Consider the following 20,658-nt stretch of genomic DNA (forward strand, 5'->3'; position numbering starts at 1 on the left):
GCCCGAACGAGCGCCTTGCCCGGATCAGATACCCGGGAAGGCGCTCTTTCCGTCGTCCCACGCGGACAGCACATGCCGGTCGAGGGCGTCCTCGACGAACAGGAAGGCGCGGATCCCGAAGATCACATCGGCTTCGGTGTCCGGCTCGGTGCGGATGAGATCGCCGACGACATCGGTACGCAGGATCTGCTCGTGCACGGCGTCGGCCTCGACGTGTTCGCGATAGAACCGCCGGCACGCCTCCGGAGCGTCGAGCTGCTCCAAACCGGCCAGCAGGCGCTGCGAACCGGGCGGCGAGGTGATCTCGGTGGCCGCCAGATGCCCGACCGCCGCGCCCCGGTAGCGCCGGTGAAGCCCGAACAGCGACATCAGATTGACCGGCGTGAGGGCGACGCCGGGAACGGTGTCGAGGTAGCCGAGGTAGTCGGCGCTGAGATCGGCAGCGCGGAGCAGATCGGCGAACAACTCCTGATGTACGGCGTCGCCGCGCCCGCCGCCGAACTCGTCGAACTCGACAGCGACGTAGGCGGCCTTGGCGTGCCCGCGCAGACGTGGGATGGCGAAGGCGTGCGGATCGGCCTCCTTGAGGTGGTACAGCGAGCGCAGGGCGAAGAGCTGCCGGTACTGCTCCCACGTCCCGGCGTCGCGGAGCCGGTAGGAGGCGCCGTCACCGTCGGGGTTCTCGATGCACAGCTCGTCCATCTCGTGCTCGGCGGAATCGTCGGCGGTCATCGCCGGTACGTCGCGATGCAGGGCGGCGAGGAATCGCTGCTCGAGGGTGGCCCGGACCGTGAGCAGGGCCGGACTCCATTCCCATCCGGCGTCGGCGTCGACGAACCCGACGTAGTGCATCTCGTAGCAGAGGTACAGCGCGAGCTGCAGATCGTCGCCGTAGGGGTTGGCATCGACGACCCTCGGGTCGTCGGCCGGCAGGTCGAGGACTGATGCGGACGTAGGGTCACCGCGGAGGAGATCGATCACGAGGGCCGAGAGCGGTCCGCGCGCACCAGGCAACAGGGGGCGTCGGAAGGCCGTGTCGTGCGCCGTCGGATCGTCGACCATCGGGTCAGCTGACACCTGGGAGTCCTCCTGTCGGGTACGGGCGTCGGGCACCGCGGTGCGCGGCGGACGCCGGCTCTCCTGGGTAACCGGATCGGGGACGGCACAAACCATCACCGGGTGGTTGTGACCGTCGTCCCAGCCTAGAGGCCCGGTTGTCGGATCCGGCGATCTCCGCGCGCAACTGCTCGTCGAGCGAGACACGCACCAGCGCCGCTGCCAGCACCTCGGGCCGGCCGTCGGCGAGATCGGCGAGCCGTGCCGGGTCCTCGGGTAGTCCGAGGTGGCGGGCGGCGGCGAGCGCGCGTTTGTCGAAACGCGGCGCGACCCACTCCCACACCGACTGCACCTCACGCAGGAAGATGTCGGCCCCGACCGGACCGATGCCGGTGAAATCCTGGAGCAGTTCTGCCGCCCGGGTGGGGTCGGAGTCGGCGTCGTCGGCGAGCCGACGGAGATCGCCGTGGTAGTCGTCGAGGACCTTCTGCGCCGCCTCGCCGAGGCGGGTGGCGGTGCTCTCGTCGTAGCGGACGTAGTGGCCGCGGCCGAGCGCGTCGACCAGCTTCTGCCAGTCGGCGCGGGCCATCTTCTCCGGGGTCCGGTAACCGGCGGTGAACAGTTCGCGCGCGGCGGCCACCGCGATGTCCGCGGAGATCCGCGTACTGAGGAGCAGGGTGAGCACCAACAGTTCGAAGAGCGGTGACGGCGTGTTCTTCAGCGTGATGCCGGCGTCCTGCGCGTAGGTGCGGCCGGCGCGGTCGATCAGTTGTCGCGCTGTGTCCTCGGCGTGGTCCGTGCGGGTCATCGAAGCCGGTTACCCACGCCGGTGCGTGGGCAATCCCAGTCGCGGGTCACAACCAGTGACTGCGGCGGAACACGACGAACAGCGTCGCGCAGAGGGCCACCAGACAGCCCAGCACGACGGGATAACCCCACTCCTGGTGCAGTTCGGGCATGTGGTCGAAGTTCATGCCGTAGATCCCGGCGACCATGGTCGGCACCGCGGCGATCGCGACCCATGCCGAGATCTTGCGCATGTCGGTCGACTGCTGGATGCCGACCTTCGCGGCCGCGGCCTGCAGGAGGGAGGTGAGCAGTTCGTCGTACTCGAGGACCCGGTCGATGACGGTGGTGAGATGGTCGGCGACGTCGCGGAACTGGCGCCGGATCTCCTTGGGCACCAGTGGATTACCGCTCGCCGTGAGACTCTGCAGCGGGGCCGCCAGCGGTGTCACCGCACGACGGAGTTCGAGCACCTCGCGCCGCAGGAGATAGACGGGATCGATGTCGAGTGCGTGACCCTGCCGACCGAACACGACCTCCTCGATCGCCGCGACATCGGCGTCCATCCGGTCGGTGACGGCGAGGTAGCTGTCGACGACCTTGTCGGCGACGGCGTGCAGCACCGCGGTCGGGCCGAGGGCCAGACGCTCGGGGTGCGTCTCCAGGCGACGGCGCAGTTCCGACAGTTCGGTGTGCTCACCGTGGCGCACGGTCAATACGAAGTCCGGCCCCGCGAAGACCATGATCTCGCCGGTCTCGACGACCTCGCTCGCCTTGGCCATCGTCTCGTGCTCGATGTACTGCACGGTGCGCAGGACGAGGAACTGGGTGTCGTCGTAGACCTCGAGCTTCGGCCGCTGGTGCGCGTGTACCGCATCTTCGACGACGAGTTCGTGAAGGCCGAACGTGGCGCCGACGTCGGCCATCTGAGCGTCGTCGGGGGCGTGGAGTCCGACCCAGACGAAGCCCTCGCCGGCGGCCCGCACACGGGCGAGACCCTCGGTGTAGCTCACCCGTCCCGGTTGCCGGTGGCCGTCGACGTAGACCGCGCAATCGACGATCGCCCGTGCGACGGGGACACGGATCTCGGGGAGCGGGCGGCGCTCGCGGCGCGGTGACAACCCGCGCGGACCAGGCCGGGGGATCGAGGGCACGAGTGCCGATGCTACCCGGCGGGCCCCGTACACTCTCCGAACGTGTCCTTCGACGTCACGGTGTACACGACGACGTTGATCACGCTGCTCGTCATCATGGACCCGCCTGGCCAGATCCCGCTGTTCCTCAGCCTGGTCGGTCAACGCTCGCCGGAGTACCGGCGCCGCGCGGCCTGGCAGGCGCCGCTCGTCAGCCTCCTGGTGATCAGTGTGTTCGCCGTCGCCGGCAAAGCCATCCTGAACTATCTCCACATCGGGATCCCGGCGCTGCAGGGCGCCGGCGGTTTGCTGTTGCTGCTCGTGGCGCTGCAATTGCTCACCGGCCTCGGCAACGCCGGTAAGCCCACGGCCGCCGACGACGTCAACGTCGCGCTGGTCCCGCTCGGCACCCCGCTGCTCGCCGGACCGGGTGCCATCGCCGCGGTCATCGTCGGTGTGAGCGGCGTCGACGCCGGATCGGGTGGTTATCTGGCCATCGCGGCAGCCATCGTCAGCGTTCACCTGGTGGTGATGCTGGTCCTGCGCTATTCGACGGCGCTCATCCGCCTCCTGGGCATCGGCGGCATCACGCTGCTCGCCAAGATCGCGGGCCTGCTCCTCGCCGCGATCGCCGTGCAGCTCATCGCCGACTCCGTCACGGGATTCATTGCCGAGGGAGCGTGAGCCGACCCGGGGACCCGCCTCGTTCGGACGTGGGACGTGCTGCGGATACGGTGGCGGGGTGACTGAACGTCGTGTCCGCAAACGTCTCATCACGGTGGCCGGCCTGATCGTCGTCCTGGCGGTGGTGATCGCCGGGTGCGCCGACGACTCGTCGTCTCCGCCGCGCGGGGTGGTGATCGGCTCGTCGGAGGACCCGGCGATGCGCGTGATGGCCGAGGTGTACGCGGGTGCGTTGCGCAATTCGGGGTCGGTGGTGTCCGGTGACCAGCTCCGCGGCGACGCGCCGGCGCTGCTGGACGAGATGGACCGCGCTGCGCTCGATCTCTTCCCGGCTTTCACCGGGGAACTGCTGACGTTGTTGTCCCCGTCGTCTACCGCGATCGGCGCCGAGGACGTCTACAACGACCTGAACCGCTCACTCCCGCAGGGGGTTTCGGTCGGCGATGAGACGCCGGTATCGGCGGCGCCGCAGATCTTCGTGTCGACGGCCCTCGCCGGGGACGTCGGCGCCACCGGACTCGAGGACTGCGGCCGACTGCCGGCGGGCCTGCCGGTCGTGGCCGTCGCCGAACCCGATGACTCGACGATGCGTGCCTTCGCCGACGCCGGTTGTGCCTTCGGTCCGGTCGAGGTCACCGCCACCGGAGAGGAGGTACTCCGACGTGCCGCCGACGGCGGCGCGGTCGGACTGCTGACCCCCCTCGAGATCGCCGGCGAGGACGCCGACGGGGCGTCGTCGGAGGTCCAGGCGCTCCGCACATCACCGGGTGGCGGCGACACCGCGGACGGTGCCGCGGCTGCCGAACCCGCGGACGAGTCGGGTCCGCGGGCGGAGGTGCTGGTCCCGGTGTTCCGTTCCGCGGCGCTGAACCGCGATCAGGTGAAGGCCATGAACAAGGTGGCGGGCGAGATCACGACCGCTGATCTCGCCACCATGGCGGCCGAGGTCGACGGCGGTGCGGACCCGCGTGAGGTCGCGCTGGCCTGGCTGGGCGAACACGGGCTGTAGCAGCGCGGCGAAGACGCCGTGCCGACACGACGGGTGACACCGACACGCCCCGACCGCGTGTCGGTGTCACGACCTGTGTGATCCGGCGTCTAGCGCGCCTTCGACAGCGCCCAACCGGTGAGCTTCGCCGACACCCACTGGTACTTCGAGGCGACGAGGCGCACCGACAGGTCCAGGATCTTGGCGTCGGTGCCGACCAGGATGCGTGCCTTGTTCTTCCGGACGCCCTCGATGATCACCTCGGCCGCATCCTCACTCGTCATCCGGGCGAGGTAGCGGTCGAAGAACGCGGCCGTGGCCTTCTGGTCGTGATCCCCGGACACGGTGGCGTTCCGGGCGATCGCGGTCTTGATCCCGCCGGGATGCACACACGACACCTGCACCGGGTGCTTGGCGATGATCATCTCCTGCCGCAGCGCCTCGGTGAATCCGCGCACCGCGAACTTGGCGGAGTTGTAGGCGGCCTGGCCTGGTTCGGCCAGCAAGCCGAACAACGACGAGGTGTTCACGATGTGCCCGTCCCCGGACGCGATCACGTGCGGCAGAAACGCCTTGGTGCCGTTGACGACTCCCCAGTAGTCGACGTCCATCACCCGTTCGATGTCCTTGAACTCGGTGCGCTCGATCTCGCCGTGGTGGGCGATGCCGGCGTTGTTGAACACGACATTGACCACGCCGAAGTGCTCGGCGACGGTGTCGGCGTAGGTGAGTACCGCTTCGCGCTCGGCGACGTTCAGCAGCTGCGAATGCACCTCGGCGCCTGCCTCTGTCACCAGCTTCTCGGTGACGGCCAGGCCGTCGGGGGTGACGTCGGAGATGGCCAGCCGCGCACCGCGACGCGCGAGCTTGACGGCGATGTCACGGCCCATTCCCGAACCGGCGCCGGTGATCACGACGACCTTGCCGCGAAAGTCCTTCATGTCTTGTCTCCTGTGGGTGGGTTCGGTCAGGCGTTGGCGGTGGCGGGCGACGCGATGTCGTCGCCGGTGGCAGAACCGGCCGGCACCGCGGGTGCGGCGGATCGCCGGGCACCGCGGGTCACATCGTAGGCGGCGACGTCGAAGGAACGGGTCGTCTGCCGGAACGCGAAGGTGAAGCCCGGCCACAGTGTGGTGATGTTGCCGTTGGCGTCCTTGTACCAGGAGGCACACCCGCCGTTCACCCACACGCTGTTGCGCAGCTTGTGCTGGATTCCGGCGTTGAACTCCTGCTGGGCGGAGAGCTTCACCTCGGTCCGGGTGATCCCCAGCGCGCGAGAGGTTTTCAGATAATCGACGAGGTAGTTCAGCTGCGACTCGATCATGTACACCATCGAGGTGTGGCCCAGCCCGGTCGACGGGCCCACCATCAGCATCATGTTCGGGAAGCCGTGGACGAACGAGCCCTTGTAGCCCTGCATGCCGATCTCGTTCCACACCTGCGCGAGGCTGCGGCCGTCCTTGCCGATGATCTTCTCGAACACCGGGGAGTCGGTGACGTGGAATCCGGTGGCGACGACGATCACGTCCACCTCGCGGACGGTGCCGTCCTTCGACACGATCCCGGTCGGGGTGATGCGGTCGATGCCGTCGGTCACGAGATCGACGTTCGGACGGGCGAGGGCCGGGTACCAGTCATTGGACCGCAGGATGCGCTTGCAGCCCACCTGGAAGGTCGGGGTGGCCTTGCGCCGCAGCTCGGCGTCGCGACCGATGCCGCGCAGGATGTTGGCGCGGCAGAGCAACTCGACCGGCTTGAGGGCCTTGGGGGAGTAGGTCAGACCGAACGCGACGACCTCGTTGGCGGCGTAGATGCCACCGCGGACCGCGGACTGGTACCCGGGGACGTTCTTGTAGGCCCAGTGCTCGACGGAGCTGTAGGCGCGCTCGGTGCGGGGGACGATCCACGGTGCGGTCCGCTGGTACACGTCGAGGCGTCCGGCGACCTTCGCGACCTCGGGAACCAGCTGGATCGCCGACGCACCGGTGCCGATCACCGCGACGCGCTGGCCGCCGAAGTCGTGGTCGTTGTCCCAGCGGGCGGAGTGCACGATCTTGCCCTCGAAGGACTCGATGCCCTCGATGTCGGGGAGGTTGGGCTCACAGAGCGGGCCGACACCGCCGACCAGGACTCGTGCCCGCACCTGGTCGGTCTTCCCGTCCTGAAGCGTGTCGATGATCCACCGGCCCTCGTCCTCGTTCCACTCGGTCCGGGTCACCTCGGTGCCGAAGCGGGCCTTCGCGGCGATGCCGAACCGGTCGGCGACCCCGTTGATGTAGTCGTGGATCTCAGGCTGGTGAGAGTAGGACCGCGACCAGGTGGGGTTCTTCGCGAACGAGAAGGAGTAGAGCTGCGAGGGCACGTCGCACGCTGCGCCCGGGTAGGTGTTGTCGCGCCAGGTCCCGCCGAAGTCGCTACCGCGATCGAGGAGCACGAAGTCGTCGAAGCCGTTCTGCTTGAGACGGACCGCGGCGCCCAGACCCGAGAAGCCGGCACCGATGATGGCGATCTCTACATCGTTCGTTGTCATGGTGTCACCATAAGGTGGTACTGAACACGTGTCAATAGTTATTGAACAACACTCAATAGAGGGTAGGCTGGCGGCGTGCCCAGTAGACGAGGACGTGCGCGGTGTCGGTGACCAACGGCAAGACGATCGGCGACGAGTCGATCGGCGACGACGGCGGTGACCGGCGCGTGCCGCACAAACGCACGCGCATGAGTCCCGAGGCACGTCGTGACCAGCTCATCGACTACGGGCTCGCGATGGTCAGGGAACGACCGCTGGAGGAGATCACGATCGACGCGATCGCCGAGGCCGCCGGGGTGTCGCGCGCCCTGCTGTTCCACTACTTCGCGTCGAAGCAGGAGTTCCACGTCGCGATCGCACAGGCCCAGGCCGACCGGATGCTCGCCCGCACCGAGCCGGACGAGTCCCTCGGCGACCCGATCGCGATCCTGACCGCGTCGATGGCGGCCTTCGTCGACTACGTGAGCGAGAACCGGACCGCCTACACCGCGCTGATCCGCGGCGCGTCGAGTTCGGACGCGGCGATGCGGGAGGTCGTCGACCGCACCCGCGAGGTGATGGTCGGCCGGGTTCTCGACCACGCGCCCGTGTTCGGGGTCGAGGTGACGCCGATCGTCGAGATGAGCGTGCACGGCTGGATCGCGTTCGTCGAGGAGACCACGATCCGCTGGCTCACCGCCGAACCGATCGACGCCGAAGCGCTCACCCGAGACGAACTGCTCGCCCTCATCACCGCCGCGCTGCCCGCCCTCGCGGCGGCGACGATCCAGTAGAGGCCGGCGACCGGGTTCAGATCCGCTGACCGCCGACCGGTCCCGTGCGGCGGGTGCCGGCCGGCACCGAACGACCGCGCAGGAGCAGGCCGAGACCAACCATCCCGACGCCGAGTACGAAGTGCAGCCAATTGTCGGCGGTGTTCACCGGGACGAAATTGGCGGCACTGTGCTGGTCGATCAGGAGTCCGTACACCCAGAGCACCAGGTACACCGCGCCGCCGGCCACGAGGTACAGAAACGACGACGACGCCGTCCGCGCCATCAGGATGCCCGCCACGCCGAAAAGCAGGTGGACGATGTTGTGCAAGATCGACACCTGGAAGATCCCCAGCAGGGCAGCCTCGGAATGGTGGCTCGCGAAGGTGAGGGTGTCGTAGCCGGTGGTGATGCCCGGGATGAAACCCAGGATGCCGACGAGAAGAAACACCGCACCGACAGCCAGTGCCGCGATCTGGATGGGTGACCGGGCGGTTCGCGCGTTCGCAGATGTCATGAGAGCCGACCTCCGGAAGAGACCTGGATCGTCGCGGCGGTTTCTTCACCACGGCAGGGGACGACTGGGGGATATCCACCTCGCGACCTCCCAAACCTGGTGGTCAGAGACCGACCACGTGCGCGGTGTCCGCGCCTCCGTCCAGCTCCTGGATGTCGTTGTCGTCGGCCCCCGCCAGTTCGACGCCCGCTCGCAGAGTACGGATCAGCTCGTCGGTGAACCGGCGGATGGTGCGGTGCGCGGTCAGCGTGTCGGGGTGCCGGGCCCGCAGCGCGAGTCCGTCGTCGGTGCGCGAGATCCAGAACTGCGCGTCGTCGGCGGTGGTCGCGTTCGAGATGTGGTGGGCGTCGATGGTCCGGTGTCGGTCGGCGCCGGGCAGCAGCCGGTAGTCGACATAGGACACCATGAAGATGTCCGAGCGTGTGCGACGGAGTCCGCCCATCGCCTCGATCACCTGTGGGACGGGAACCTCGCCGAGCGTGACCGCGCGACGGAGTTCGGGCCCGGTACGCCGGATCGTCTCCAGCAGATCGCCGGTGCCCACGACCCGCAGCGGGGCATTGGTGGTGAACCATCCGACTGCGTTGCGCCACCTCTCTTCCCGTCGCGTGTGCATCGGAAACAGAAGGGGCAGTTCGGGTCCGCCGCCGCAGCGGCGCACGGCGTCGGCCATCGCGGCCAGCGTCCCGCCGAACACGCTCGCGCCGCTGCGCCGGCACAACTCGGCGAACTGCTCCGTCGCCCGCCGGCCGAGGAGTGCGCGCACCTCGGTGGCCTGTGGCGCGGTGGCCCCGGGTTCGACCCCGAGATCCAGCGGGAAGGTGGGCAGTGTGCCGTCCCGGTCGTCGAAGAACCGGAGCCACCGGCGCATCCGCGGGTCGGACAGTGCGACCGGGGGCGCTTGTGACTCCGCGGCGCAGAAGTCGACGAAACTCCCGCTCATCGCCAGGGTGGAGGGATCGAAACGCTCGCCGTGCCAACGGTATCCGTCGTACAACCGGTGCAGGTCGTCGATGACGATGGAGATCGAGTAGGCATCCACATGGCAATGGTCGAATCCGCAGATGATCGTCGACGCGTCGTCGCGGTCGATCGCCGCGAACAGGAACGCGGGGTAACCGAAGGGATGGCACGCGCGATCGAGGGTGTCGCGAAGCCGGTCGCGCAGGACGGTGTCGGCGGTCGTGTCGACCACGCTGCCGAGGTGCAGGACCAGGTCGTCCGGATCGTATGCGCGTCGCCGGATTCCCGCGGGGCCCGCCGAGAACGACGACCGCAGGGTGCCGTGCCGGGCGATGAGCGCCCGGTAGGCGGACCCGAGCGCCGCACGGTCCACGCGCCCGCGGACGGTGAACGCGGCGGCCAGCCACGTACTCGAGTCACCGGCCGTGGCCAGGTGCACGGTCTGGTTGAACGACGGTGGAACGTCCGACATCTCGGGCCTGGCGGCCGAGACGTCCACGGTCCAGGTCAACAGCTCGCCGGCGGGCGGGCAGTAGCGATCGATGGTGGTGACGTGCACGCCCACTCACGCTCCTTTGCGTAACGCCGTGTCGGTGGGCGGGGCAGCTCGCCCGGAACCGGCCGCCGGTGCCTGGATTCGCCGATCGCCGGTCGCGGCGATGTCAGTCATGATGTCGCGTAGCCGCTCGTAGTAGGGGCGGGCCACCGACTCGGCGAAGCGCGTGCCCGGGATCTGGCTACCCAGGTAGAGCTCGTCGTGGTCGCGATTGATCCACGCCGACGCATTGGCCGTGCGCCCCTCCCCGGTGAACAGCGCACCGCGCCGGAAGGCCTCGCGCGAGGTGCCGGGGAACCAGCGGAAGTCGATGTACGACAACAGGTTCGGTGCGGTGATGATCGCGTCCGGGGTGGCCCCGGCGGCGGCGATGGCGGTCAGTGCGGCGGCGACCGGGACGGCGGCCAGGTCACGAGCGCGGCGACGGGCCGTATGGGCCGCCGGGATCAGTTCGGAGAACGTCGACGCGCCGGCGAGGGAGAACTCGACCGGGGCGAAGTTGCAGAACCATCCCTGCGACGTCGCGTACCCGTCGAGCGCGGCACGCGTGTTGAACACCGTCATGCCGTAGTAGTCGTCCGCGCCGGCCAGTTCGCGGTCGGCGACGGCGATGGCGGCGTAGATGCCGTCGACGAACCGACCCCCCGCCGCCCGGCAGACGGTGTCGAAGGCGACGATGCCGCCACGATCGAGCAGTGAGACCTCGACCCCGGCCACCTGCGCTGTTTCTCCCGGCCCCAGGCCGAGGTCCAGTGGGAAGCGCGGCATCTGCAGGTCGTGGCGTCGGAAGATGTCCTGCCACGCCCTGGTCTGGGGTGACCCGGCCAGATGCTCGGCGGTCACCTCCGCTTCCGCGGCCGCATAGGCGAAGTAGCTCCCGGCGGCCGGCGTCGCGGGGTCCGGCTCGGGGTGGCCGTGCCCGTTCGGCCGGATCAGTTCGGCGTAGATCTGCGCGATCTCGTCGAGGGCGAGGGCCTGTGAGGCGCCGTCGGAGAGCGCGTGATCGCACGCCAGGAAGATGGCGAAGCCGCCCGGGCGGCGGATGGCCCCGAAGGCGAAGCCGGGGAAGGAGTCGCTCGGGGTCTCGCGGTCGAATCGGTCGACGAGATAGGGGTGGATGTCCTCGGTGCTCGCCAGTTCGCGGTCGACGTGTGCCTCGAACTCGATGTCAGACGGGTCGACGACATGGGCGGTGACCTCTCCGTCGCGGCATTCGAACCAGGTGCGTAGCACCTCGTGTCGCCGGACGAAGAGCGTCAGGGCGGTCCCGAGTGCCGCGGTGTCGAGGTCGCCGTCGATCTCCGTGCCCGATCCCAGGTATCCGCGATGGGTACGGCCCGCGGCCCGGGCCACCGCAGCACCGCGGACGTGGTTCTGGGCCAGGAAGGTCACCGGAGCGGTGTGGGCGGGCGCCGCCGCCGCGGCCGCGCGGCACGCCTCGGTCGGATCGAATCGCACGGCGGTTCCGGGTTGTGGGCGCCAGTTGCCCATGGCCGTGATTCTCATCGGGTCCTCTCGTCGGTCATGCGGGGCGGGCGCCGTCGATCGCGGTGGCGCCGGCGAAGTTCGCGTGGGTGTAGGAGGACAGGGGCAGTCCGGTGCCGGTGGTGGCGAGTGCTCTCAGGACGGTCGCGTACGTCGTGAGGAGGTCGCGGATGCTCGAGTCGGCGGGGTCATGGCCGGGATGCCGGGCGGACAGGGTGATCCCGCCGGGTACACGCGCGATCCAGAGGTAGACCTCGCGGTCCGACCGTGAGCCGCCCCGCAGGATCTGCGCGCGAGCCGCCTCCCATTCGGCCGCCCCGGGGACGTGGCGGATGTCGAGATACGACACCACGAACTCGGGTTCGCCGCCGGTACCGAGCAGTTCGACGATGCGCTGGTAGGGGAAGGCCGGCAGATGGCGCACGGTGTCGATGGCGGCCGCGGTCGCGTCGAGCGCGTCGTCGAACGTGTGGGCGGCGGTGAGGTCGACCTCCAGAGGCGCCAGACCGACATACCAGCCGACCGACCCGGCATACCGTGCCTCGGATCGGGTGTGCATCGGCATCGTGAGCCGCAGCGTGTCTCGGCCGGTGAGTGCGCGGAGGGTGACCGCGAGGGCGGCGAACACCGCGGTCTGGGTGCCGTGTCCGCGCGCACGCGCCGCCGAGGTCATGAAGGTCGCCTGGTTGTCGGTGGCGACATACTCGGAGATGCCGCGCTGGCGCGGGGTGCGCGCACGGTCCCGGGTCTGCAGGTGCGGACGGACCAGCGGGAGGTCGAAGCCCGGGGTCTCGGCGGAGCTGTCCAGAAAGGCGCGCCATCGTGCGACGACGGGGTGATCGACGGTGATTCCGAGTCCCACCGCCCGATCGTGGACGCTGAAGTCGAGGTGGCTGCCGACCTCCGCCATCTCGGTGGACGAGCCGCGCCGCGGGGAGAGGTAGAGCCGGCGTATCTCGCTCATGCTCAACAGGATCGAGTACGCATCCATGACCACGTGGTCGGCGGCGAAGGCGACGGTGAAGCCGCGCTCGGACTCGATCGTGGCCACGATGCAGTGCGGCCACCGCGTCGGCGCGAGCCTGGTGTCGAAGACCGCGGTGAGCAGCTCGCGGACGTCGTCCCCCGAGTCGAATCCGCCGACGTCCTCGGCGTCGACGCCGAGGTGCGCTCCGCGGTAGGTACGCCGGCCGTGGTGCGGGTCGTCGGCCGTCGGGTCCGAGGTCGAGCGGAGGGCTTCGTGCCGGGTGATCCACCCGCGGAGGCACGCATCGAAGTGCTCGTCGTCGAGATCGTCGTCGATCTCGAAAACCGCCCCGAGCCAGGAGGTCTCGTCGGAGTCGCAGGCGGTCGACCGTCGTATCGAGGCGGACTGGTCGTAGGTGAACGGTCGCGGATCGGTGTGCCAGCCCGCGGAATCCGCGCGTGTGGTCGGTGTCCAGATCGTCACCGTCCCGGGCGGGACGGGATAGTCGGACAGTTCGGTGAACTTCATTCGCGGTCGTCCATGCGTCGGTCATCCGTTCTCGGGCCGCGACGCCATGCCACGCCTTCACCGGCATGGCCCCCCGGCCCATGAGTTCTGATCTGAGACAACAGGAATCGACCGTACCCCGATGCACGCGCACGACCTTGTCCGACGACGTCCCGGAGGCCTCTCCGGTCGAACGGACCGCATCACGGCCGCCTGTGTCTGAACCGAGCCTAAGCGGTCACATCGGACATGTGCAGCGGCAGGAGTCCGTGAGCTTCATCACGGGGACGGTGTCCAGGTGTGCGCGGACGCACCGCCGGTTTCGGAATCGCGCTGCGAGACAGCGGTTTTCGATCCGAGCTGGGTGTTCGGCCTTGCGGTCAAGGGCGTTTCGTTGCGTTCATGTAAAGAACTCATGACGAGCGGTTGCCGCACAGGGGTGGCATCGGAGGGAATGCGCGGTCAGGCCGGGTTGCGCCGAAATGCATTGCCGGGCAGCACGGTATGCCGTAACAGGTCACGTTGCGGCACCCGGGGAGCTCACCTACCGTGAGTGCCGAGCAGGGCGCCGGGAGCGGGCCCGTTCGAAGTCGACCACACGCATCGGGGGTGCCATGTCCACGACCGTCCCGGCCATCGAGGCCCACGGTCTGACCAAGCAGTACGGCGGGACGCGTGCGGTCGACGCCGTCGACCTCCACGTACCCGCGGGCGGGGTGTTCGCCCTGCTCGGAACCAACGGTGCGGGCAAGACCACCACCGTGCGCATGCTCGCGACCTTGCTGCGCCCGGATGCCGGCGACGCCCGGATCTTCGGGCATGACGTCGTCGCGCAGGCGACGGCGGTTCGATCGCTGATCGGGGTCACGGGGCAGTATGCCTCGGTCGACGAGGATCTCACCGCCCGCGAGAACCTGATGATCTTCGGTCGTCTGATCGGTTCGTCGCGCCGCCGCGCCCGGGTCCGTGCCGACGAACTGCTCGAGGAATTCGGGCTGGGTGCGGTCGCCACCCGCCGGGTGGGGCACTTCTCCGGCGGGATGCGCCGGCGCCTCGATCTCGCGGCTTCGCTGATCACCCGGCCTCGCCTGCTGTTCCTCGACGAGCCGACCACCGGACTCGACCCGCGGACGCGGGCGCAGATGTGGCAGACGGTTCGTGAGATGGTGTCGCGCGGTTCGACCGTATTGCTGACCACCCAATATCTCGACGAGGCCGATGAACTCGCCGATCACATCGCGGTCATGGATCGCGGCCGAGTGGTCGCCGACGGGACCGCCGACGAATTGAAAGCCGGAGTCGGCGACATGAGTGTGAAACTCGAATTGGCCGATGCGGACGATCTGATCGCCGCGGCAGAGGTGTGCGCGCCGTTCACCGCGAACGGCGAGGCGACGATCGCGCGCGGCCAGGGCATCCTCGTACTGCCCATGTCCGACATCGACCCCCTCGCCGACATCCTCGGTGCGCTCCGCGCGCGCGGGCTCGGGTTGACGTCGGTCAACGTCGTGCGCCCGACCCTCGACGAGGTGTTCTTCGCGCTGACCGACGGGGGCGACCCCACGCGATCGGCACCGATGGCGGCACAGGCGGATTCGGCGGGAGCCCGCGCATGACCACCGGTTCCCTGCAGCCGAGCGCACTCGCCGCCGGCGACGCCCCGGCCGAACCCCACGACCGGGTTCGGCCGACCGCCGCGGTGATGCAGTCACTCACCATGACCCATCGTGGCCTGCTGAAGATCAAACACAACCCGCAGCAGCTGTTCGACGTCATCGTGCTGCCCATCGTGTTCACGGTCATGTTCTCCTCGATCTTCGGCGGCGCGATCGCCGGGAACGTGGTGGGCTACCTGCCGCTGCTCATTCCCGGCGTACTGGTTCAGGTGTGTGTCGCGGCGTCGGTGGTCACCGGCGTCCAGCTGCGCGAGGACCTCGATCGCGGGGTGTTCGACCGGTTCAAGTCGCTGCCGATCGCGCGCATCGCGCCGCTGGCCGGCGCCCTGGTGGCCAACACGTTGCGGTACGTGGTGGCCTCGGCCATCACGGTCTGCGTCGGGGTGATCATGGGGTACCGGCCGGCGAGCCCCGTGGGGGTCGCCATCGCCTGTGTCCTGATCGTGGTGGTGGCATTCTCGCTGAGCTGGATCTTCGCGCTGCTCGGCGTCCTGCTCGACAAGGCGTCGACCGTCCAGGGCGTCTCGATGCTCGTGCTGATGCCGATCACCTTCGTGTCGAACGCCCTCGTCCCGATCGACACCATGCCCGGATGGATGCAGGCCTGTGCGTCGGCGAATCCGGTGTCCCATCTCGTCACGGCAGCGCGCGGACTGGCCGCGGGCGAAGACGTGGGAACCGACATCGCCTACACGCTCGTGGGCGCGGCGGCCGTCCTCGCCGTCGTGGTGCCGGTGACCCTGCGGACCTACATGCGGCGGACCTGAGTGTCCGCACCGAACCGATCAGCGCAAGGAGTAGCCATCATGGGCACGCCGCTCACCTTCTCGGTGGTCGTCCCGGTCTTCGACGAGGAGGACACGATCGGCGACTGTTTGACCCGCCTGGCCGCACAGTTCGACCAGATCACCGAGATCGTGGTGGTGGACAACAACTCGACCGACGGCGGCCGGGCGGTGATCGATGCCTGGTGTTCGGCTGATCCCCGTGTCCGGGTGATCGACGAAGCACGACAGGGGTTGGTCTACGCGCGCAACGCCGGACTCGACGCCGCGACCGGTGATCTCATCGCCCGCATCGACGCCGACACCCGGGTGCCGCCGGACTGGGCGCGGACGATCGTGGAGTTCTTCACCGCGGATGTCCGCGGTGACTGGGCGGCCCTGTGCGGGCGCGGGGAGGCCTACGACGTGCCGCTCGCCGGCAGGTTCGACCGGTGGAAGACCCGGCTGCACCCGCTGAACAAGTTGCGGAGCGAGAAGTCCGTGTCCGAGGTGCCTGTCCTGTACGGCTCGAACATGGTGGTGCGCCGTGCGACCTGGGTGCGGATCCGGGACCGTGTCAGCATGCGACGCAACATCTTCGAAGACGTCGACATGGGACTGTGTGTCGGTGACGCCGGGGGCCGTAACGCGTTTCTCCGCTCGCTGACCGTCGGGGTGTCACCGCGCCGGATGGAGACCGGCATGGTGCCGTTCGTCCGCTACATGAGTTTCCTGCCGCGAACGTTCCTGCTGCACCGTCGCGTCGGGTTGGCAGCGGGTTCGGCGGCGGTGTACGTGCCCGCTATCACGGTCGCGCACGCGCTACGACTTGTCGTGTTGCGGTCCTACGACTCCCGGACCGGGCGCGTCGACCCGCGAAACCTGTTGCGGGGCGGTGGTTCCGATCGAGTCCTCCCGTAGGGTCGGGCGGTCGGTCGGCGTTCCGGGATCAGCCGGCGCCGCGCACCGTCGTGACGCGCACCGTGTCCTCGACGATGTCGGCCGCCGTGTGTACGGCCTCGTCGGGGGCGATGAGCCGACTGCGGAGCTCGGCGGACCGTCCCCGGACCTCGGTGTCCAGGATCGTGTCGAGGGCGCCGATCAGCGACTCCGCTGTCACCCGAGCCATCGGCAGCGTGGCCCCGACCGCGGCCTTGCTCACCGCCCGGCCCCAGATCGGCTGATCGGCGCCGACCCACGTGATCAGCGTCGGCAGGCCGGCACGCAACCCGGCGGCCACCGAACCCGCGCCGCCGTGGTGGACCGCGGCCCGACACCGCGGCAGCACGGTGTCGTGATCGACGTGTCCGACGACGCGGATCGCATCCGTGAGTCCCGATGCCTCGGATTCGGATGTGGCAGAGCCGGATTCGGTCGACATGAAACCGCTCCAGCCGCCCGACACCAGCAGGCGGATCCCGAGTCGCCGCGCTGCGGTCCGGAATGCATCGGCCAGACCGTCGGGGTCGGCGGGCAGCATGCTGCCGAAGCCGACGTACACCGGGGCGTCGCCGGCGTCGAGCCAGTCGGCCAGCGTCCCCGCTCCCGAGGCCCCGTCGAGTCCGGCGTCGCCCACCCCGGCGCGTTGCGCGGCCGCAAGGGTGAAGAACCCGACCAGCGGCCGGCGCCGGCCCCACTGGGTCGCGAGTCCGTCGAAGAGGGCCGGATCGTAGGCCTGGATCTCGGGAACGCCGGTACGGCCGATGAGTTCGGAATACGGGTGGTTCAGCGGCGACAGTCCGAGATCGGCCCGCAGCGTGGTCTCCGCCGAGCGGGTGGCGAGCCACAGGGCGCGTTCGGCGACGCGCCAGCTCAGGTCGTTGACGATCGCCGGGGCGTCGATGCCCAGGTGCGCGAGCAACGACACCGAGCTGTTGCGCCGGATGGGGCAGTAGTGCAACGGGATGTGGGGGATGCCGAGGACCGCCGAGACATTGTGGGCGCGTTCCTGACCGGCGCTGCTCGCGATGATCGCATCCGCGCCGTCGGCGAGTTCGAGCAACCGCTGCTGCATCGCCCGGCCGTCCCGCACCGACATCGCCGACACCGCACGCAACCGGGTCCGGGGGTTCTTCGACCGCATGTCCTCCCGGACCATCTCCGAGTCGAGCAGGGCACGGGTGCTCGACCCGTACGACTCGGTGGGAACCCCTGCGCCGCTGCCGAAGTCGACCAGGTCGGGTGGCAGCGCGAGAGTCGCCGTATGGCCCCGGCCCACGAGCTCGGCGGCCAGGGCGACGGCCGGCTGGGCATCGCCGCGACTGCCGTTGACTGCGATCACGAACCTCAACGTCGAACCCTCACGTCTGGGTGCGGTCGGATGGGCGACCCGTGCTCGGCGGTGGCGGATCGGGACCGATTCTAAACACGGTCGGCCACCGCGGCGCGCGGCCGGAGACCGGGATCACCACCCGGCCGGGAACCAGGATCACCGGGCGGTCGGCATGAGGATCTCGTTCGTGATCAACGGAACCCGCGGGGACGTCCAACCGGCGACGGTGCTGGCCTGCGCGCTCGCGCGGCGCGGACACGACGTCCGTCTCGGGGTGCCGCCCAACATGATCGGGGCGGCTCTGGACTGGGCAGACGGCATCACCGGGCTCGAGGTCGTGCGTCTCGGCGTGGACACCCGGGCCCACCTCGAGTCGGTGGCGCGAGCCCGGAAGCAGGCCGGCCGTCATCCGCTGCGACGGCTGCGCGTGCTGCTGTCGCTCCGGAACGCCGGGTGGGACCAGCTCGTCTCCGACATGGCCGAGGTCGTCGACGGTGCCGATGTCATCGTCACGGGATTGATCACCGAACAGCCCGCTCTCGCCTTCGCCGAGTCCGCCGGCGTCCCCCTGATCTCCCTTCATCACGCGCCGGTGCGGCGTAACAGTCGGGTCGCACCGGTGCCCGGTCACCTCCCGGGCGGACCGCGTGCCGTCCGGACGCAATGGGCCGCCTACGACGCCGCGTTCGCCGTCCTCACCCGACGGCGTGAGCGCCGGCTGCGCATGCACCTCGGGTCGCCCGGGTCGTCGGCGTCCTACGCCGCCCGACTACGGGCAGCGCCCGGCCTCGAATTGCAGGCCTACGACCCGATGTTCGGCGTAGAGCACGAACGCAGATGGACCGCCGACTCCGCGGTTCGTCGTCGTCCGACGGTCGGTTTCCTCGGATCGCCGGCAGACCAGCCCGTCGCCGGGTCCGACGCGCTCACGTCCTGGCTCGACGCCGGGGACGCCCCGATCTATGTCGGATTCGGGAGCATGCCGCTGCGGGGAGACGCGGCCACCTTGCGCGTCGTCACCGAACTCGGTCGGCGGCTCGGTCGACGAGTCCTGGTGTGCGCCGGCTGGACCGAACTGGACGCCGAGGTCCGGGCCGAGATCGCATCCGAGGCGGTGCGGATCGAGTCCCAGGTCGATCACCGCACGGTCTTCGGCCGATGCGCGGTGGTGGTCCACCACGGCGGCGCCGGAACCACGGCGGCCGTTCTGCGCGCGGGCCGGCCGTCGGTCGTCTGCTGGTACGGCGCGGATCAGCCGTTCTGGGGCGCCGAACTCGAACGCCTGGGGGTCGGCGTGGCGATGCCCATGGCCCGCGCGGGACGGGACCTGGACGTGGACCGGTTGACCGACGCCGTCGCGTCGATGCTCGATCCCGCAGCCGCCGAGCGGTCCGGACGGCTCCGCGACGCCCTGGTGGCCGAGGATGTGGCGCTCGGGGACGCCGTGCGCGAGATCGAGCGTTCGGTGACAAGCTCGAGCACGGGGCCACGGCTCCTACAGGGACCACACAGTCAAAGCACAACGAAGGTGGACGTATGACGACGACGAAGTCGCCCATGGCCGAACAACCCGACGCCGGGCGGGCGCCGGGTCTGCGTGGCCTCGCAGCCCGGCTCCGCGACGAGCGGGCGGCGATCCGAGGCGAGCGTCTGACCTCCGAGGACGCCCCGTTCTGGTTCGTCACGCCGGCACTCGGCTGGTCGGTGGTGCTCCAGCTCGTGTGGGTGTTCGACGAGGAGGTCTCGATCGAGACGCTGACCGCGATGAACGCCGCCTTCGCGCGGGGCCGCCTCAACCGCATGCTCGTCGTACCGGATGTCGTCGGAGCCCGCCCGCGGTGGGTTGCCGCGCCCGACGCACCCGGGCTGGCCGCCGACAGCCGACCGGTGCCGGAGGCGGAGATCGACGACTGGGCGACCGCCGAGATGTCCTCGGTTCCCCTCGACGCCGAGGGTGGACGGTGCTGGCGCCTGCGGTCGGCGCCCACCGCGTCGGGTGGGACGGTGGTGTCCCTCTGTGCCCTGCACGTCGTCACCGACGGTCGCGGCATGCTCGCGGCGGCCGCCGAGGCCGCCTCGGCGTCGGAGGTGCCACTGGCTCGCGACGCGGACCGGGCGTCCGGGGCCGATCCGGCGGCGACGACGCGTCCGCCGGTCTCGTGGCGGCGGCAGCGGATCGGCGACCTCGCCGACGCCGGGTCGCAGGCCGGCGCGGTCCTTGCCGGGCTCGTGCGGGCGGCACTCGAGCGGCGCAAGGCCGGTGGCCCCGAACCCGACCCGCGTCCGGTCCGCGCGCCGATAGCCGAACGGTCGCCGGCCGCCGACTTCACCTGGGCGACCGCGACGGTCCCCGCGACGGACTTCGACCGGGTCGCCGCCGAGCACGACGGCACCGCGAACACGCTGTTCATCGCGGTGGTCACCGGCTTGCTGCGCTCCAGTGGCCATGCGCCGCTGCCGAATCCGATCAAGGTCGGGGTCCCCGTCGACCGTCGTGAGAGCGAGGCGGACACCCGGTCCAACCCGATCGCCGGTGTGTCGGTGTACCTCACCGACGAGCCGGTCGCCGGTGGCGATCTCGGCGGCATCCGGGCGGCGTGCAAGGCGGCTTTCGTCCGGCTGTCGGAGGGTCGCCGGGCACCGCACATCCACCTGCGGCCGTTGGCCTGGTTCCTGCCGCCCGCGGTCATCGTGAAGCTGGTCAGCGCGGGCAACGGGATCCCCGACGCGGTGATCTCCAACCTCGGCGACATCCCCCCGGAGGCAACGGTGCTCGGCGGGCGGTCGGCGCGCAAGGTCGCATTCCGCGGCATGGCTCAGGGCGTCGACGCCTCGGTCGGCCAGCGCTTCGGTGACGGCGTCCAGTCGTGGCTGGTCCGCACCCGTGATCAGGTGACCTTCACCGTGCTCGGTTGCGACGAGACGAGTTTTCCCTCCGATGCCGTGGTCGCGGACCTGCTCGACCGGGAACTGACGGCCTGGGGTCTGCCCCATGAGATCTGGTGATCATGACACCTCGTGA

Annotated in this window: 17 protein-coding genes and 1 pseudogene; 8 read left to right on the forward strand and 10 right to left on the reverse strand. The window is 69.6% G+C overall.

The annotated features are described in order from the left end of the window. Nucleotides 1-24 precede the first annotated feature (24 nt). The 3 genes and pseudogenes from GR168_RS08815 to GR168_RS08825 all read right to left on the reverse strand — a co-directional run bounded on the left by GR168_RS08815 (nucleotide 25) and on the right by GR168_RS08825 (nucleotide 2,996). Nucleotides 25-1,062 (reverse strand): iron-containing redox enzyme family protein, encoded by a 1,038-nt coding sequence (locus GR168_RS08815; protein WP_159371879.1) that lies wholly within the window; start codon nucleotides 1,060-1,062, stop codon nucleotides 25-27. 166 nt (nucleotides 1,063-1,228) lie between these two features. Beyond that, nucleotides 1,229-1,864 (reverse strand): annotated as a pseudogene (locus GR168_RS08820) (endonuclease); the annotation flags it as partial. A 46-nt stretch (nucleotides 1,865-1,910) separates the two neighbouring features. Beyond that, entirely contained in the window at nucleotides 1,911-2,996 is a 1,086-nt protein-coding gene (locus tag GR168_RS08825; protein ID WP_058252770.1) for a magnesium and cobalt transport protein CorA, read from the reverse strand. A 42-nt stretch (nucleotides 2,997-3,038) separates the two neighbouring features. Between GR168_RS08825 and GR168_RS08830 the strand changes: the two genes are divergently transcribed. Both GR168_RS08830 and GR168_RS08835 read left to right on the forward strand, forming a co-directional pair. Further along, nucleotides 3,039-3,659: a MarC family protein gene (locus GR168_RS08830; RefSeq protein WP_159370551.1), complete on the forward strand. Its 621-nt coding sequence runs from the start codon at nucleotides 3,039-3,041 to the stop codon at nucleotides 3,657-3,659. Nucleotides 3,660-3,717: 58 nt separating this feature from the next. Next, the gene (locus GR168_RS08835; RefSeq protein ID WP_159370552.1) at nucleotides 3,718-4,668 is read left to right on the forward strand and encodes a glycine betaine ABC transporter substrate-binding protein; all 951 of its coding nucleotides are present in this window, start codon (nucleotides 3,718-3,720) and stop codon (nucleotides 4,666-4,668) included. Nucleotides 4,669-4,757: 89 nt separating this feature from the next. On the opposite strand, the gene GR168_RS08840 is transcribed toward GR168_RS08835, so the two are convergent. Both GR168_RS08840 and GR168_RS08845 read right to left on the reverse strand, forming a co-directional pair. Then, a complete protein-coding gene (locus GR168_RS08840) occupies nucleotides 4,758-5,588 on the reverse strand; it encodes an SDR family oxidoreductase (RefSeq protein WP_068969927.1) in 831 nt (276 codons plus the stop codon). 26 nt (nucleotides 5,589-5,614) lie between these two features. After that, nucleotides 5,615-7,177: an NAD(P)/FAD-dependent oxidoreductase gene (locus GR168_RS08845; protein WP_159370553.1), complete on the reverse strand. Its 1,563-nt coding sequence runs from the start codon at nucleotides 7,175-7,177 to the stop codon at nucleotides 5,615-5,617. Between the two features lie 188 nt (nucleotides 7,178-7,365). On the opposite strand from GR168_RS08845, the gene GR168_RS08850 reads away from it, so the two are divergent. After that, entirely contained in the window at nucleotides 7,366-7,950 is a 585-nt protein-coding gene (locus tag GR168_RS08850) for a TetR/AcrR family transcriptional regulator (RefSeq protein ID WP_226514402.1), read from the forward strand. 16 nt (nucleotides 7,951-7,966) lie between these two features. Here the strand turns inward: GR168_RS08850 and GR168_RS08855 are convergent, their stop codons facing one another. The 4 genes from GR168_RS08855 to GR168_RS08870 form a co-directional block, all read right to left on the reverse strand. Continuing rightward, nucleotides 7,967-8,446 (reverse strand): DUF4383 domain-containing protein, encoded by a 480-nt coding sequence (locus GR168_RS08855; RefSeq protein WP_159370554.1) that lies wholly within the window; start codon nucleotides 8,444-8,446, stop codon nucleotides 7,967-7,969. Nucleotides 8,447-8,549: 103 nt separating this feature from the next. Beyond that, on the reverse strand, nucleotides 8,550-9,974 hold the full coding sequence (locus tag GR168_RS08860; RefSeq protein ID WP_238995057.1) for a condensation domain-containing protein: 1,425 nt from the start codon (nucleotides 9,972-9,974) through the stop codon (nucleotides 8,550-8,552). Then, nucleotides 9,975-11,471, reverse strand: coding sequence for a condensation domain-containing protein (locus GR168_RS08865; RefSeq protein WP_159370555.1), 1,497 nt, complete (start codon nucleotides 11,469-11,471; stop codon nucleotides 9,975-9,977). A 16-nt stretch (nucleotides 11,472-11,487) separates the two neighbouring features. Continuing rightward, nucleotides 11,488-12,945 carry a condensation domain-containing protein gene (locus tag GR168_RS08870; RefSeq protein ID WP_159370556.1) on the reverse strand — a complete coding sequence of 486 codons (1,458 nt, stop codon included), beginning with the start codon at nucleotides 12,943-12,945 and terminating at the stop codon, nucleotides 11,488-11,490. Between the two features lie 593 nt (nucleotides 12,946-13,538). Here GR168_RS08870 and GR168_RS08875 point away from each other — a divergent pair. Genes GR168_RS08875 through GR168_RS08885 form a run of 3 tightly spaced genes read left to right on the forward strand, consistent with a single transcriptional unit; the run spans nucleotide 13,539 to nucleotide 16,285 of the window. After that, entirely contained in the window at nucleotides 13,539-14,540 is a 1,002-nt protein-coding gene (locus GR168_RS08875; protein ID WP_159370557.1) for an ATP-binding cassette domain-containing protein, read from the forward strand. Then, nucleotides 14,537-15,367, forward strand: a complete 831-nt coding sequence (locus tag GR168_RS08880) for an ABC transporter permease (protein WP_159370558.1) — start codon at nucleotides 14,537-14,539, stop codon at nucleotides 15,365-15,367. Before GR168_RS08875 ends, GR168_RS08880 begins: the two co-directional genes overlap by 4 nt. Nucleotides 15,368-15,406: 39 nt before the next feature. Continuing rightward, a complete protein-coding gene (locus GR168_RS08885; RefSeq protein WP_159370559.1) occupies nucleotides 15,407-16,285 on the forward strand; it encodes a glycosyltransferase family 2 protein in 879 nt (292 codons plus the stop codon). Nucleotides 16,286-16,313: 28 nt separating this feature from the next. Here the strand turns inward: GR168_RS08885 and GR168_RS08890 are convergent, their stop codons facing one another. Further along, the gene (locus tag GR168_RS08890; protein WP_231742518.1) at nucleotides 16,314-17,645 is read right to left on the reverse strand and encodes a glycosyltransferase; all 1,332 of its coding nucleotides are present in this window, start codon (nucleotides 17,643-17,645) and stop codon (nucleotides 16,314-16,316) included. Between the two features lie 178 nt (nucleotides 17,646-17,823). Between GR168_RS08890 and GR168_RS08895 the strand changes: the two genes are divergently transcribed. Continuing rightward, nucleotides 17,824-19,176: a glycosyltransferase gene (locus tag GR168_RS08895; protein ID WP_238995058.1), complete on the forward strand. Its 1,353-nt coding sequence runs from the start codon at nucleotides 17,824-17,826 to the stop codon at nucleotides 19,174-19,176. Then, nucleotides 19,173-20,642, forward strand: coding sequence for a hypothetical protein (locus GR168_RS08900; RefSeq protein WP_159370561.1), 1,470 nt, complete (start codon nucleotides 19,173-19,175; stop codon nucleotides 20,640-20,642). The genes GR168_RS08895 and GR168_RS08900 overlap by 4 nt, the downstream gene beginning before the upstream one ends. Nucleotides 20,643-20,658 lie beyond the last annotated feature (16 nt).

This window comes from Gordonia sp. JH63, assembly GCF_009856645.1.
Lineage (GTDB): Bacteria > Actinomycetota > Actinomycetes > Mycobacteriales > Mycobacteriaceae > Gordonia > Gordonia hongkongensis.

Coding starts and splice junctions, on each gene's coding strand:
- GR168_RS08885 (WP_159370559.1), top strand. CDS start 15,407: ATGGGCACGCCGCTCACCTTCTCGGTGGTCGTCCCGGTCTTCGACGAG.
- GR168_RS08900 (WP_159370561.1), top strand. CDS start 19,173: ATGACGACGACGAAGTCGCCCATGGCCGAACAACCCGACGCCGGGCGG.
- GR168_RS08875 (WP_159370557.1), top strand. CDS start 13,539: ATGTCCACGACCGTCCCGGCCATCGAGGCCCACGGTCTGACCAAGCAG.
- GR168_RS08845 (WP_159370553.1), bottom strand. CDS start 7,177: ATGACAACGAACGATGTAGAGATCGCCATCATCGGTGCCGGCTTCTCG.
- GR168_RS08815 (WP_159371879.1), bottom strand. CDS start 1,062: ATGGTCGACGATCCGACGGCGCACGACACGGCCTTCCGACGCCCCCTG.
- GR168_RS08850 (WP_226514402.1), top strand. CDS start 7,366: ATGAGTCCCGAGGCACGTCGTGACCAGCTCATCGACTACGGGCTCGCG.
- GR168_RS08840 (WP_068969927.1), bottom strand. CDS start 5,588: ATGAAGGACTTTCGCGGCAAGGTCGTCGTGATCACCGGCGCCGGTTCG.
- GR168_RS08880 (WP_159370558.1), top strand. CDS start 14,537: ATGACCACCGGTTCCCTGCAGCCGAGCGCACTCGCCGCCGGCGACGCC.
- GR168_RS08865 (WP_159370555.1), bottom strand. CDS start 11,471: ATGAGAATCACGGCCATGGGCAACTGGCGCCCACAACCCGGAACCGCC.
- GR168_RS08855 (WP_159370554.1), bottom strand. CDS start 8,446: ATGACATCTGCGAACGCGCGAACCGCCCGGTCACCCATCCAGATCGCG.
- GR168_RS08870 (WP_159370556.1), bottom strand. CDS start 12,945: ATGAAGTTCACCGAACTGTCCGACTATCCCGTCCCGCCCGGGACGGTG.